Origin of the sequence: Saccharothrix longispora, assembly GCF_031455225.1 — a bacterium.
Taxonomy (GTDB): domain Bacteria; phylum Actinomycetota; class Actinomycetes; order Mycobacteriales; family Pseudonocardiaceae; genus Actinosynnema; species Actinosynnema longispora.
Genome location: NZ_JAVDSG010000001.1, coordinates 5,377,512 through 5,391,285 on the forward strand (window position 1 = coordinate 5,377,512; position 13,774 = coordinate 5,391,285).

13 protein-coding genes are annotated in these 13,774 nt (G+C 72.5%); 2 read left to right on the forward strand and 11 right to left on the reverse strand.

Translation table 11 applies throughout. The features are described from left to right. Positions 1-39: 39 nt before the first annotated feature. From J2S66_RS22235 to dxr, 5 genes are read right to left on the reverse strand one after another with little or no spacing between them, the layout of a single operon-like run. Positions 40-1,839: a penicillin-binding transpeptidase domain-containing protein gene (locus J2S66_RS22235; RefSeq protein ID WP_310309172.1), complete on the reverse strand. Its 1,800-nt coding sequence runs from the start codon at positions 1,837-1,839 to the stop codon at positions 40-42. A gap of 45 nt (positions 1,840-1,884) precedes the next feature. Next, positions 1,885-2,739: a GNAT family N-acetyltransferase gene (locus tag J2S66_RS22240; RefSeq protein WP_310309173.1), complete on the reverse strand. Its 855-nt coding sequence runs from the start codon at positions 2,737-2,739 to the stop codon at positions 1,885-1,887. 49 nt (positions 2,740-2,788) lie between these two features. Beyond that, the gene (gene ispG / locus J2S66_RS22245) at positions 2,789-3,946 is read right to left on the reverse strand and encodes a flavodoxin-dependent (E)-4-hydroxy-3-methylbut-2-enyl-diphosphate synthase (protein ID WP_310309174.1); all 1,158 of its coding nucleotides are present in this window, start codon (positions 3,944-3,946) and stop codon (positions 2,789-2,791) included. Positions 3,947-3,959: 13 nt separating this feature from the next. After that, positions 3,960-5,153 (reverse strand): M50 family metallopeptidase, encoded by a 1,194-nt coding sequence (locus J2S66_RS22250; protein WP_310309176.1) that lies wholly within the window; start codon positions 5,151-5,153, stop codon positions 3,960-3,962. A 2-nt stretch (positions 5,154-5,155) separates the two neighbouring features. Further along, a complete protein-coding gene (gene dxr, locus J2S66_RS22255; protein ID WP_310309177.1) occupies positions 5,156-6,376 on the reverse strand; it encodes a 1-deoxy-D-xylulose-5-phosphate reductoisomerase in 1,221 nt (406 codons plus the stop codon). Positions 6,377-6,531: 155 nt separating this feature from the next. On the opposite strand from dxr, the gene J2S66_RS22260 reads away from it, so the two are divergent. Next, the gene (locus J2S66_RS22260) at positions 6,532-6,798 is read left to right on the forward strand and encodes a GlsB/YeaQ/YmgE family stress response membrane protein (RefSeq protein WP_306747538.1); all 267 of its coding nucleotides are present in this window, start codon (positions 6,532-6,534) and stop codon (positions 6,796-6,798) included. A gap of 104 nt (positions 6,799-6,902) precedes the next feature. Here the strand turns inward: J2S66_RS22260 and J2S66_RS22265 are convergent, their stop codons facing one another. The 6 genes from J2S66_RS22265 to J2S66_RS22290 are packed head-to-tail and all read right to left on the reverse strand — an operon-like array spanning position 6,903 to position 13,206. Continuing rightward, complete coding sequence (locus J2S66_RS22265; protein ID WP_310309178.1) at positions 6,903-7,553, reverse strand: response regulator; 651 nt, start codon at positions 7,551-7,553, stop codon at positions 6,903-6,905. Between the two features lie 3 nt (positions 7,554-7,556). Then, positions 7,557-9,197, reverse strand: coding sequence for a sensor histidine kinase (locus J2S66_RS22270; RefSeq protein ID WP_310309179.1), 1,641 nt, complete (start codon positions 9,195-9,197; stop codon positions 7,557-7,559). A 40-nt stretch (positions 9,198-9,237) separates the two neighbouring features. After that, positions 9,238-10,062 carry an ABC transporter permease gene (locus tag J2S66_RS22275; protein ID WP_306747534.1) on the reverse strand — a complete coding sequence of 275 codons (825 nt, stop codon included), beginning with the start codon at positions 10,060-10,062 and terminating at the stop codon, positions 9,238-9,240. Next, positions 10,059-10,901: an ABC transporter permease gene (locus J2S66_RS22280; protein WP_310309180.1), complete on the reverse strand. Its 843-nt coding sequence runs from the start codon at positions 10,899-10,901 to the stop codon at positions 10,059-10,061. The genes J2S66_RS22275 and J2S66_RS22280 overlap by 4 nt, the downstream gene beginning before the upstream one ends. Next, positions 10,901-12,046, reverse strand: a complete 1,146-nt coding sequence (locus J2S66_RS22285) for a polyamine ABC transporter substrate-binding protein (protein WP_310309181.1) — start codon at positions 12,044-12,046, stop codon at positions 10,901-10,903. Before J2S66_RS22285 ends, J2S66_RS22280 begins: the two co-directional genes overlap by 1 nt. Next, positions 12,043-13,206 carry an ABC transporter ATP-binding protein gene (locus tag J2S66_RS22290; protein WP_310309183.1) on the reverse strand — a complete coding sequence of 388 codons (1,164 nt, stop codon included), beginning with the start codon at positions 13,204-13,206 and terminating at the stop codon, positions 12,043-12,045. The genes J2S66_RS22285 and J2S66_RS22290 overlap by 4 nt, the downstream gene beginning before the upstream one ends. Before the next feature lie 179 nt (positions 13,207-13,385). Here J2S66_RS22290 and J2S66_RS22295 point away from each other — a divergent pair, with 179 nt between their 5' ends. Further along, a complete protein-coding gene (locus J2S66_RS22295) occupies positions 13,386-13,643 on the forward strand; it encodes a DUF2631 domain-containing protein (protein ID WP_310309185.1) in 258 nt (85 codons plus the stop codon). Positions 13,644-13,774: the final 131 nt, after the last annotated feature.

The following is a 13,774-nucleotide window of genomic DNA, read 5'->3' on the forward strand; positions in this document are numbered from 1 at the left end:
CGCCCGGCCGGCCGGTACCGGGCGGCCCGGTGAGAGCGGTCAGCCCAGCGCGGCCAGGAACCTGGCCGTGGCCTCGACCGCCGGGCCCGACGAGTTCGCGCCCACCACCAGGGTGGCGAAGGCGACGTCACCCCGGTAGCCGACGAACCAGCCGTGCGAGTTGACGCCGTCGCCGAACTGGGCCGTGCCGGTCTTGCCCCGCACGTCGCCGTACGGCTTGAGCTGCGGCGCGCTGCCGTAGTCGACCACCTCGCGCATCATCGCCCGCAGCGGCTCCAGGACGGCCGGCGCGGGCGGGGTCGGGCTGTGGTCGGCCTTCGTCTCGCGGCCCTCGATCAGCGTCGGCACCGGCACCGCGCCCGACGCGGCGGTGGCGGCCACGACGGCCATGCCGAACGGGCTGGCCAGCACCTTGCCCTGGCCGAAGCCGTCCTCGGCGCGCTCGACCACGTCGGTGGCGGGCGGCACGGAGCCGGTGATCGTGGTGATCGCCGGGATCTCGTAGTCCACGCCCAGGCCGAACGAGTCCGCCGCCTTCGTCAGCGCGTCCGGCGCCATCCCGGCCGCCAGTTCCGCGAACGTCGTGTTGCACGAGAACGCGAACGCCGAGCGCAGCGGGATGGTGCCCTTGTCGAAGTCGCGGTCGTTCGGCACGATCCGGCGGCCGTCGATCGTGGTCCGCCCCGGGCACGGCAGGGGCGTGTCCGCGGTCGCCCGGCCGGTGCCGATCGCCGCCGCGGCGGACACCACCTTGAACGTCGAGCCCGGCGGGTACTGGCCGGTCAGCGCCACCGGGCCCTCGGCGTCGGCCGGCGCGTTCTGCGCGACCGCCAGCACGTCGCCGGTCGACGCGGACAGCGCAACCAGCATTGCCGCCTGCGGCACGGGTTCCAGCGCGTCCTCGGCGGCCGTCTGCACCGCCCGGCTCAGCACGGTCTTGACGGCCCGCGCCGGCTCGGGCTGCCGCTCGTGCAGCGTCTCCACCTCGTCGCCGGCCGCGCCCACCGTGTGGACGCGCACGCCGGCGCGGCCCTCGATCTCCTCCTCCACGTGCCCGCGGATCGCGGGCAGGACCTGCGAGCCGAACGTGCGCGACGGCGCGAGCAGGGTGGTCTGGGAGGTGAACCGCACGCCCGGCAGGTCGTAGATGGCCGGTTTCACGGTCTGGTAGTCCGCGTCCCGCAGCGCCGCCACCTGGTAGACCTGCCCGGCCGGGACCCCGGCCACCCCCCGGGTGATGGACTCGCGGGTGATCGCGGCGTCGATCGGGGACAGGGCGGCGGACAGCGCGGCGGCCACCGCGGGCACGTCGCCCGCCTCCTGCGCGTTCAGCAGCACCGAGACGACCTGCTCGGGCGCCAGCAGCGCCGCACCGTCGCGGTCCAGCACGGGCGCGGGCTCCGGCCGCACCTCGGCCAGGCCCAGCGTCTGCTCGGCGGCGAGCTTGGGGTGCACGACGGACGGCGCCCAGTGGACCTTCCAGTCCTCGTCCTCGCGCCGCAGGTCGAACCTGGTCTGGTAGGTCCACGCGTGGCCGTCGCCGAGGTCCCAGGCGAGTTCCGCCGTGGCGTCCGCGGTGGACGACTCGCCCGCCGAGCGCACCTGCTGCACGGTCGTGCGCAGGGCGGCGGGCTTGAGCACCCCCCGGACCTCGTCCAGCAGCTCCTTCGCGCCCGCCGGGTCGTCGGTGACGCCCGCGGCGCCGTCGACGTCACCGGCCGCGAGCTTGGCGAGGAAGTCGTCCGCCACCTGGTCGGGCCCCGGGCGGGAGGAGAACAGCCCACAGCCGCCGACGAGCAGCAGCACGACCACGGACAGGGCGAGCGTGCGCGCGATCACGGCCCGAGTATGCCCGTGCGCCGCCGCGGACGGGGTGCCACCCGCTCAGAACAGGACGGTGGCGTACTCGCCGACCTGCATGAAGCCGATCCTGCGGTAGGCGGACTGCGCCACCTCGTTGTAGGAGTTCACGTAGAGCGACGCGGTCCGCCCCAGGCCGCGGACCAGGCGGTCCGCGACGGCCGCGGTACCGGCCGTGCCGATGCCGCAGCCCCGCCGGTCGGGCCGCACCCACACGCCCTGGATCTGGCCGACCCGTGCCGACATGGCCCCGATCTCGGCCTTGTAGACGACGTCACCGCCCTCGAACCGGGCGAACGCCCGCCCGCCCGCGATCAGCTCGGCCACCCGCGCCCGGTAGGACGCGCCGCCGTCCTCGGCGCACGGGTCGACACCGACCTCCTCGATGAACATGGAGATCGCCGCGGGCAGGTACCGGTCCAGCTCGTCCGGCCGCACCGGCCGCACCAGCGGGTCCGGTGCGACCGACGGGGCGCCGCCGAGCGCCATCAGCGGCTGCACGGGGCGCACCTCGCGGGCGGGGCCCCAGTCCCGGGACAGCTCCTCCCACAGGCCGAGCACCTGCTCCGAGGGCCCGACCAGCGACGAGCACATCCGGCCGCGCCGGCGCGCGCGGTCGGCGAAGCCGCGCAGCGCCGCCGCGTCACCGCGCAGCGGGATCAGGTTGGGCCCGGCGAAGCACAGGGCGTCCACCCGGCCGCCGCGCAGCGCGCGGTGGTCGTAGGACCACACCTCGCCGCCCAGCCGCCACGGGTCGAGCCCCGCGACCTCGACCCGGGCGGCGACCATGCAGGACGCCACCGGGTCGGCCGCGAGCACCGCGAGGACCTCGCTCAGGTCCCGCTCGTCGAGCAGGCGCGCGCCAGCCAACCTCAACACGGTTCAAGCCTGCCAGAAGGACGGCGTCATCCGCGCGTCCACCACCCGCTCAGCCGACCGAGACGACCGGTTCACCGCCCTCGACGGACTCGCCCATCTCCTCGGCGAGGCGCATGGCCTCCTCGATGAGGGTCTCCACGATCTGGTGCTCGGGCACGGTCTTGATCACCTGGCCCTTGACGAAGATCTGGCCCTTGCCGTTGCCGGAGGCCACGCCCAGGTCGGCCTCGCGGGCCTCGCCGGGACCGTTGACGACGCAGCCCATCACGGCCACCCGCAGCGGCACCTCCATGCCCTCCAGACCGGCCGTGACCTGCTCGGCGAGCGTGTAGACGTCCACCTGGGCCCGCCCGCACGACGGGCAGGACACGATCTCCAGCTTGCGCGGGCGCAGGTTGAGCGACTGGAGGATCTGGTGGCCGACCTTGACCTCCTCGACCGGCGGCGCGGACAGCGAGACCCGGATCGTGTCGCCGATGCCCTGGCGCAGCAGCGCGCCGAACGCCACCGCCGACTTGATGGTCCCCTGGAACGCCGGACCGGCCTCGGTCACCCCCAGGTGCAGCGGGTAGTCGCACCGCTCGGCCAGCAGCTCGTAGGCGCGGACCATGACGACCGGGTCGTTGTGCTTGACGCTGATCTTCAGGTCGTGGAAGTCGTGCTCGGCGAACAGCGACGCCTCCCACAGCGCCGACTCCGCCAGCGCCTCCGGGGTGGCCTTGCCGTACTTCGCCATCAACCGCGGGTCGAGCGACCCGGCGTTGACCCCGATCCGGATCGGCGTGCCGTGGTCGCGGGCCGCCGCGGCGATCTCCTTGACCTTGTCGTCGAACTTCCGGATGTTGCCGGGGTTGACCCGCACCGCCGCGCAGCCCGCCTCGATGGCCGCGAACACGTACTTCGGCTGGAAGTGGATGTCCGCGATCACCGGGATCTGCGACTTGCGCGCGATCGCCGCCAGCGCGTCCGCGTCGTCCTGCGACGGGCACGCCACCCGCACGATGTCGCAGCCCGCCGCGGTCAGCTCCGCGATCTGCTGCAACGTCGCGTTCACGTCCGCGGTGAGGGTGGTCGTCATCGACTGCACCGACACCGGGAACTCGCTCCCGACGCCGACGGACCCCACCATGAGCTGGCGGGTCTTGCGCCGTTCCGACAGCACCGGAGGCGGCATCGCCGGGATACCGAGCATGACGCCGTCACTCATGTACTAACACCTCTCACGGGAGCCGGATGGGGTTGACGATGTCGGCGGTGATCGTCAGCAGCGTGACCGAGCCGCCGATCAGGATCACGAAGTAGGTCAGCGGCAGGAGCCGCAGGTAGTTGACCGGCGCGCCGGCGGGCAGGCCGCGGAGCTTCCTCACCCAGTTTCGCACCCGTTCGTACAGGTTGACCGCGATGTGACCACCGTCAAGCGGCAGCAGGGGCAGGAGGTTGAACACACCCACGAAGAAGTTCAGGCCGGCGAGCATGAGCCAGAAGAACGGCCACAGGCCCTTCTCGACCGCGTCGCCGCCCAGGACGCTGGCGCCCACGACGCTCACGGGGGTGTCGACGTCGCGCTCCGCGCCGCCGATGGCCTTGACCACCGCGGGGATCTTCTCCGGGAACCGGAGCAGGCCCTCCCAGGTGTTCTGGAACATCGTGCCGGTGAACTTGGTGGCGCCGCCGACCGCGGTGAGCGCGTTGTACTCGAAGTTCTGCTCGTGGATGACGCCGATGGCGCCGATCTCCTGCTTGTAGGTCGAGCCGTCGGCCCTGCGCAGCTCGCGCTCGACCCGCGCCACGTCGGCGGTCAGCGTCAGCTCGCGGCCGTCGCGCTCGACCCGGAACTCGGTCGTGCCGGCACGCTCGCGCGTCTCGGTGATGACGTCGGTCCAGGTGGGGGTGGAGGTCCCGGCCACGGCCAGGATCTCGTCGCCGGGCTGGAAGCCCGCGTCCTTGGCGGGGGCGGGCGCGCCCGCGGCGCACTCGGCGTCCACGCTGTTCTGCACGCACGGGGCGACCTCGGCGATCACGGCCGTGTCGCGCACGTTGGGCAGGCCGAACGTGAAGGCCATGAAGTAGAGGATGACGAACCCGACGATGAAGTGCGTGATGGAGCCCGCGGAGAGCACGACGACGCGCTTCCAGGTCTTCTGCCGGTAGAACGCGCGGGGCGCGTCGTCGGGGTGGACCTCCTCCAGCGACGTCATGCCGGTGATCTCGCAGAACCCGCCCGCGGGGATCGCCTTGAGGCCGTACTCGGTCTCGCCGCGGCGGAACGACCAGATCTTCGGCCCGAACCCGATGAAGTACCGGGTGACCTTCATCCCGAACATCTTCGCCGTGGCCAGGTGGCCCAGTTCGTGCAGCGCGATCGAGATGCCGATCAGCAGGGCGAAGAGCAGGATGCCCAAAAAGAAGACCACGGTCAGTCCCTTCCCGACCCCGCCGGGGCGGCCACGAGTTCCCGCGCCCGCGCGCGGGCCCAATCCTCCGCCGCGAGCACCTCGGCGACGTCCGCCGGCTCATGAGCCCAGTCACCGGCCTCGTCGAGCACGCGCCGCACAGTGTCCACGATGGAGGTGAACGACGTGCGACCGCCGAGGAAGACGGCGACAGCTTCCTCGTTGGCCGCGTTGTAGACCGCGGGGAGGCAGCCCCCGCCGGAGCCCGCCCACCTGGCCAGGCGGACCGCCGGGAACGTGTCGTCGTCCAGCGGTTCGAACGTCCACGCGGTCGCCACGTCGAAGGTACACGCGGCCGAGGCGCCGGGGACGCGGTCGGGCCAGCCGAGGCCCAGCGAGATGGGCAGCTTCATGTCCGGCGGGCTGGCCTGGGCCAGCGTGGAGCCGTCGGTGAAGGTCACCATCGAGTGAATGACCGATTGCGGGTGCACGACCACGTCGATGCGCTCGTAGGGCACGCCGAACAGCAGCTGCGCCTCGATCAGCTCCAGGCCCTTGTTGACCAGGGTGGCCGAGTTCACGGTGATGACCGGCCCCATCGACCACGTGGGGTGGGCGAGGGCGTCACGCGCGGTGACGTCCGCGAGCTGGTCCCGGGTCCGGCCGCGGAACGGGCCGCCGGAGGCGGTGAGCACGAGCTTGGCCACCTCGTCCTCCCGGCCGCCGCGCAGGCACTGCGCCAGCGCCGAGTGCTCGGAGTCGACCGGCACGATCTGGCCCGGCTTGGCGGCCTTGAGCACGAGGGGGCCGCCGGCGATCAGCGACTCCTTGTTGGCCAGGGCGAGCGTGGCGCCGGTGGCGAGCGCGTGCAGCGTGGGTTCGAGGCCGATCGAGCCGGTCACGCCGTTGAGCACGACGTCGGCGGGGGTCGAGTCGATGAGGTCGGTGGTGGCGGTGGGGCCGGCGAGGATGCGGGGCAGCGTGAACCCGCCCCGCGCGTAGCCGCGCTTCTGCGCCTCGGCGTAGAGGGCGAGCGTGACGTCCTCGACGGCGGTGGCGCGGGACACGGCGACCGCGGCGACCCCGAACTCGACGGCCTGGGCGGCGAGCGCGGCGGGGTCCGCGCCACCGGCGGCCAGTCCGACCACGGAGAACCGGTCGCGGTTGGCGGCGATGACGTCGAGGGCCTGGGTGCCGACGGACCCCGTGGAGCCGAGGACCAGGACCGTGCGTGGTGTGCTCATCACGTCCATTGTTCCGGACACCGGATGACAGCCCTCACAGCGGTAGTTCGATAACGGAATGGTAACCGACGCGTGGCGCGCCCTCGCGGTGGGCACTCCCTGATCAAGCGCCACGACGAATCCGCTCGCCGTGGTCCTCAGGAAGGAGAGCCCCCGTGGGCATCTTGGGTTGGATTGTGCTCGGCCTGATCGCGGGTGCCATCGCCAAGGCCATCATGCCTGGTCGTGACCCCGGTGGCATCATCATCACGATGCTGCTCGGCATCGTCGGCGCCATCATCGGCGGTTTCGTGGGGCGTGCCATCTTCGGCACGGACCTCAACACGTTCTTCAGCCTGAGCACCTGGCTGCTGGCCATCCTCGGCTCGCTGATCGTGCTCGGCATCTACCGCCTGGTGACGGGCAACCGAGCCAGGGCCTGACGTCGACCGACCCGTCGAGGCGGGTCTGAGCGAACTCACGCGGAGCGGCCCCCGTCGACCTCGGTCGGCGGGGGCCGCTCCGCGTCCCGGTCACCCCCGCCCGCTCACCCGGCGAGCCCGGCGTCGCGGGCCAGCAGCGCGGCCTGCACCCGGTTGGTGAGGCCGAGCTTGGCGAGCAGCCGGCTCACGTAGGTCTTCACGGTCGCCTCGCTCATGTGCAGCCGCTGGCCGACGTCGGCGTTCGACATGCCGAGCCCGAGCAGCGCCAGCACCTCGACCTCCCGCTCGGTCAGGCCCGCGACCTGCCGCACCGCCTCCTGCCTGCGCGGTTGGCCCACCTGGGCGACCATGCCGACGACGCGGCTCGTCACCATCGGCGACAGGTACGCCTCGCCCGCGTGCACGGCCCGCACCGCGCGCAGCAGCTCCTCGGGTGCGGAGTCCTTGAGCAGGAAGCCGGCCGCGCCGTCGGACAGCGCGCGCACGATGTTGTCGTCCTCCCCGAACGTGGTCAGCACCACGACGCGCACGCCCGGCGCGACCGAACGCAGCTCGCGGGCCGCCGCCAGGCCGTCCAGGCGCGGCATGCGGATGTCGAGCACGGCGACGTCGACCCGCCGCTCCCGGGCCAGGGCGACGGCCTCGCGGCCGTCACCGGCCTCGGCGACCAGCTCGATGTCGTCGGCGGTGCCGAGGATGGCCTTGATGCCCGCGCGCATCAGCGGCTCGTCGTCGGCGATGAGGACCCGGATCAACGTTCACATCCCCTGGAGGTGGGTTGTCTTCTCGACGAGCCGTCCGCCCGCGAAGCAGAACCGGACGACCCTGGTCGCCCGCGACCGGTAGCTCTGCTCGTCGGCCACGCGGTACCGGCACGTCGCCCCGGCGGGTTCCGGCGGCGCGTCGGAGCTGAGGTCGCCCAGCGGCGGTTCGGCGCCGCCCGGCAGCCTCGCCATCACGTCGGCCTCGGCCTGCCCGACCTGGATCGAGTCGTACAGCGCCTGGTCGACGACCTTGGTGAAGGGCTGGGAGCCGATCCACGTGTAGCCGCCCACTACCACCACCACGACGACGCCGGCGAGCAGGATGGAGCCGACGCCCGCCCACTTGCGGATGCCGGTCGGCTTGGCGGGCTCGGGCTCCACCTCGTCGGACGGCTCGTCGTCCGCCGCGGCGGTGTCCTCGTAGGGCAGCACGGCCGCGATCCGGAACCCGCCGGCGGGCAGCTCGCCGACGTGCAGCATGCCGCCGGCCAGCCGCACCCGCTCCCCCAGGCCGATCAGGCCGAAGCCGGAGCCCTCGGGCCGCTTCGTGCGGGGCGGGTTGTTGCGGACCTCGACGACCAGCGCGTCCGGCTCGTACTTCACGGTGACCTGAACGCTCGCGCCGGGCGCGTGCTTGCTGGCGTTGGTCAGGCCCTCCTGGGCGATGCGGTAGGCGGCGTGGCTGACCTTCGCGGGCAGCGGCACGGGTTGGCCGCCGCGGACCAGGCTGACCCGCACGCCGGCCCGCCGGGCGCCCTCGACCAGCTCGTCGATCGCGTCCACGGTGCGCCGGACCTGGTCCTCCTCGGGCTCGTCGCGCCGCAGCACGCCGATGACGCCGCGCAGCTCCTCCATCGCGGTCAGGGCGGCGCTGCGCAGCACCTGGACGGCCTCGCGCTGCTTCTCGCCCAGCCCGGTGTCGAGCGCGAGCGCGCCCGCGTGCACGGAGATGAGGCTGAGCCGGTGGCCGAGGCTGTCGTGCATGTCCTGGGCGATGCGGTTGCGCTCGCGCAGCCGCACCTGGCGCGACACCATCCGCCGCTCGCGCACCACCCGCTCCTCGCGCTCCTGCAGCGCGGCGACCAGGGCGTTGCGCTGGGCGGTGTACCGGCCGACGAGGAACGGCAGGGCGACGGCCATGCCGTAGACGGTGAGCATCACGAACGACCCGAACGGGCCGGACAGGCCCGGCGTCGACACGCCCCAGGCCAGCATGTGCAGGGCGAGGGCGAGCACGGCGGTGAACAGCGCCCGCTGCCACGACGCGATCCGGTAGCCGGCGCCGTAGGCGAGCATCACGATCATGACGAGGCCGCCGTGCTCGTGACCGAACACCACCCAGGTGCCGATCAGCAGCGCCAGCGCCGGGAACAGCAGCCGCACGAGGTACAGCGCCACGTAGCCCGCGCCGACCCCGGCCAGGACCAGGCCGGACGTCCGCCAGTCGCCCTGGAGCCAGCCGGGGAACACGTCCATCGCGAGCATCACCAGCACCGCGAACACCTCGCGGGCGACGCGCCACGGCGTCACCCGGGCGAACCGGGCGGCGTGGGTGCGCAGGAAGGCGGCCGGCGCCTCCCGGAGGTCCGGCAGGTCCGGCCGGAACCGCTGGACGCGGTGCACGACAGGGGTCACAGGTGACCACGGTAGAGAAGCCGCAGGTCGTCGGCCGCGTTCATTGGTCGCGAAGGTGTTCGACGAAAGTTGACGCGCGCCCGGCGCGACGCGCCCGCCAGGTGGCGACGAGCACACCCGCGACCAGCAGCGCCGCGCTCACCCCCACCATCAACGTCGACAGGGCGACGATCTCCGGGGAGACGCCGCGCTTCGACGCCTGGGCGTAGACGAACACCGGCAGCGTCGTCGACCCCACCCCGGTCAGGTAGCTCGACGTCACGACGTCGTCGAAGGAGAGCAGGAACGCGAACGCGAAGCCCGCCGCCACGGCGGGCGCCACCAGGGGCAGCGTGATCGTGCGGAAGGCGACCAGCGGACCGGCCCCGAGGTCGGCGGCGGCCTCCTCCAGGCGGTGGTCCATGCCCGCCACCCGCGCCCGCACCACCACGACGACGAAGCTCAGCGAGAACGCCACGTGCGCCGCCACCAGGGCGCCGAACCCGAGCGGGATGCCGGCGAGCTTCACGCAGAACCCGAGCAGCGCCACCCCCAGCACCACCTCGGGGACGACCAGCGGCAGGCTGAGCAGCACCGTCCACAGGCCCCGCCCGGGGAACGCCCGCCGCAGCCCGAACGCGGCCAGCGTGCCGATCAGCGTGGCCACGACGGCGCTGGTCAGCGCCAGCCGCAGGGTCAGGCCGAGCGCGCCGAGCACGCGGTCGTCGGCGAACAGCTCGGCGTACCAGCGGGTCGACAGGCCGGTGATCCGGCTCAGCGAGCGCGAGTCGTTGAACGACACGACCGCCAGCCACGCGATCGGCGCGTACAGGAACGCGAACACCAGCCCGGCCACCCCGCCGAGCACCCACGGTCGCCGGGTCACAGCACGTCCTCCCCCGGTTTCCCGCGCAGCACCAGCACGACCACCACGAGCACCAGCAGCAGCACGGCCATCGCCGAGCCGAGCGGCCAGTTGTTGCCGCCCCGGAACTGGTCGTCGATGACGCTGCCGAACGTGGACTGGTCCACGCCGCCGAGCAGCCGGGGCGTCACGAAATCACCCGCCGCGGGCACCAGGACCAGCAGCGACCCGGCCAGCACGCCCGGCGCGACCCCGGGCAGCACCACCCGCAGGAACGTCGACGACCGGCCGTGGCCTAGGTCGTAGGACGCCTCCGCCAGCCGGAAGTCGAACCGCTCGCACGCCACGTACAGCGGCAGCACCATGAACGGCAGGAAGCCGTAGGTCAGGCCGAGCACCACCGCGCCGTGGGTCAGCAGGAACCCGCCCTCGCGGTCCAACCCGACGTACCCGAGCAGCGTGTTGACCAGGCCCTCGCCGTCCAGCAGCGCCTTCCACGCGTAGACGCGGGCCAGGTAGCTCGACCAGAACGGCACCAGCACCGCCGCGAGCAGCGCCGTGCGGTACCTCCCGCCGTGCCGCGCGATGAACCACGCCAGCGGGAAGCCCAGCAGCAGGCACAGCAGCGTCGTGAGCACCGCGTAGGCCAGCGTGCGGCCGAAGATCGGCAGGAACGCCGGGTTCAGGGCCGTCGCGTACGCCTGCGCGGTCCACGGCAGCACGGCCCGCGCCACGCCGGTGTCCCGGGTGGCGAAGCTGAACTGCACGACCAGCGCCAGCGGTGCGACGAGGAACAGGCCGAGCCACAGGCCGGTCGGCGCGAGCAGACCGGTGGGGACCAGCCAGCGGGGACGTGCCATCAGCCGGTCTTCACCCTGGTCCACGCGTCGGCGTAGCGGGCCTCCAGGTCCGCGCCGAGGTCCTTGGTGAACGGCAGCTTCGCCAACTGCTCCTCCGACGGGTACACGAGCGGGTCGTTCAGCAGCTCGGGGTCGATCAGCAGCCGGGCGGCCTCGTTGGGGCTGCCGTAGCGGACGGCGTTGGTGAGGGCGGCGCCCACCTCCGGCCGCAGGACGTAGTCGATGAACCGGTGCGCGTTCGCCGCGTGCGGCGCGTCCTTCGGCACGCACAGCAGGTCGACGTAGGACAGGCCGCCCTCGGTCGGGATGGTGTACGCCACGTCCTCGTTGGCGTCGCGGACCTGGAAGGCGTCGCCGGAGTAGGCCTGCGCCAGCGGCACCTGGCCGGAGGTCAGCGGCTCGATCACGTCCGAGGTGATCTGGCCGAGCTTCTTCTTCAGCGCCAGCAGCGCGGCGGCGGCCTCGTCCACCTGCTTCACGTCCGTGGTGTTCGGGTCGTGCCCCAGCACGAGCAGGCCCAGCGCCATGGCGTCGCGCGCCTCGTCGAGGATCGAGCTGCGGCCCTGCGCGGCGGCCAGGTCGTAGGCCGAGAACCCGGTCACGTCGCCGAGCTGGGACTTCGAGTACGCCAGGCCCGTCGTGCCCCACGCCCACGGCACCGAGTAGCGGTTGCCCGGGTCGTACTCCGCCTCGGTGAACCTCGGGCCCAGGTTGTCCAGGTTCGGGATCAGGTCGTGGTCCAGCGGCGAGAGCAGGCCCGAGCGCAGGAACCGGCGCAGGAAGTTGTCGCTCGGCACGACGAGGTCGTAGCCCGCCGCCCCGGAGGCGATCTTGGCCTCCATCTCGTCGTTGGTGCTGAAGTTGTCGTAGGTGACCTCGATGCCCGAGACCTCCCGGAACCCCGACAGCGTGTCCGGCGCGATGTAGTCGGTCCAGTTGTAGAAGTTCAGCTTCGGCTCGTCGGTCGCGTTGGTCGCCTTCGTGGCCGACGTCGCCGCGACGCTCGTGCCGGACGGGGCCTCGCCCACGCCGCACGCGCCGGTGGCGGCCAGCGCGAAGAACGCGGAGGAGCGCAGCATCGTCCGGCGGGTCACCTTCGGGCCGGCATCCCACAAACGGGCGATCCGGAGGTTCTTCTCAGTCATCGGTGCTCGCTCTCCAGCAGAACGGTGAAGTCGGGGTCCCAGGCCATGCGCACGGGTTGGCCGGGCGCGCCCGCGTCGGTGGTGCGGCGGGTGTTCTGGACGAACGCGACCAGCTCACCGCCACCCGGCACGTCCACCACGTACTGCGTGGACACGCCGGTGTAGACGACATCGCGCACGGTGCCGGTGAGCACGCACCAGCCCGTCGGCGGCTCGTCGTCGAGGTCGTGCAGGTGCACCTTCTCCGGACGCACGGTCGCCGCGACCCGCTGCCCGTGCTTCACCGACCGGGTGAGGGGCACGCGCAGTCCGGTGACACCGGGCGCGTCCAACCGCGCCCAACCGCCGTCCACACCGGACACCGTCGCGTCCAGGATGTTCGACGTGCCGATGAAACCGGCCACGAAGCGGGTCGCCGGGCGCTCGTAGACATCCTCCGGGTAGCCGACCTGCTCCAGCCTGCCCGCGTTCATCACGGCGACGCGGTGCGACAGCACCAGCGCCTCCTCCTGGTCGTGCGTCACGTAGAGGAACGTGGTGCCGACCTCGCGCTGGATGCGCATCAGCTCGATCTGGAGCTCCTTGCGCAGAACCGCGTCCAGCGCGCCAAGGGGCTCGTCGAGCAGGAGGAGCCGCGGGCCCGCGGCGAGCGCGCGGGCGATGGCGACCCGCTGCTGCTGGCCGCCGGACAGCTGCGCGGGCCGCCGCTTGGCGTACTGCCCGAGTCGAACCAGTTCCAGGTGCTCACCGACCACCTTCTTCAGCTCCGGGCCCCTGGTGCCCTTGCGCTTCACGCCGTACGCCACGTTGTCCCACACCGACATGTGCGGGAACAGCGCGTAGGACTGGAACACCGTGTTCACGTCGCGCCGGTGCGGCGGGACGCCCACCATGTCCACGCCGTCCAGCTCGATCCTCCCCGACGTGGGGTGCTCGAACCCGGCGATCATGCGCAGCAGGGTCGTCTTGCCGCAGCCCGACGGCCCGAGGACGGAGAAGAACTCGCCCTCGTGCACGTTGAGCGTCACGTCGTTCACCGCGGTCTGGTCGGAGAAGCGCTTGGTGACGCCGTGCAGCCCGACCTCGACGGGTGCGAAGGTGTCGGGCATGCGTTCCTCGGCCGGGTGGAAGCCGCGGACCGGCTGATCGGTCAACCTCATCGCCTTTCTGGCAGCGCGCAGCCCCGGTGGCAGGGCGGGAGCGGTGCGGACGCGCGCGAGGGGTGAGGGTAGACGCCGGAACGGTGCCGCGCACCTCACGTCCCGCGGGGCACGGGCGTGTGCGACGATTGCGGGCGTTGGTGAACGTGATCGTGATCGGGCAGGAAGGTCGTGCGGCTGTGTCTTCGTCCTCGGAACTGGACAAGCGTCCTGCGGTCGACCTCCACGACGAGCCGTCGGCCGAGTGGGGTTGGCACGGCACCTTCCCGAAGGGCATCAAGATCGCGGGCTGGCTGTCCACGCTGAGCGTGTTCGCCATGCTGATCGGCAACCACCACGGCCGCACCGAGGACCTGTGGGTCGTCCTGATCGGCGTCGCGATGGCCGCCGGTCTGATCTGGCTCCAGGTGCGCAGCCGCACCCCCTGGCGCCGCTGACCCACCCGTGACACCCGAGCCCCCGCGCGCCGAGTCGTGCGGGGGCTCCGTCGTGCGCGCCCGCTGCGGTCTAGGCCCGGGTTGCGACGCAGGTACCCGCTGCCTGCGGACGAGGCGAGGTCATGTGATGC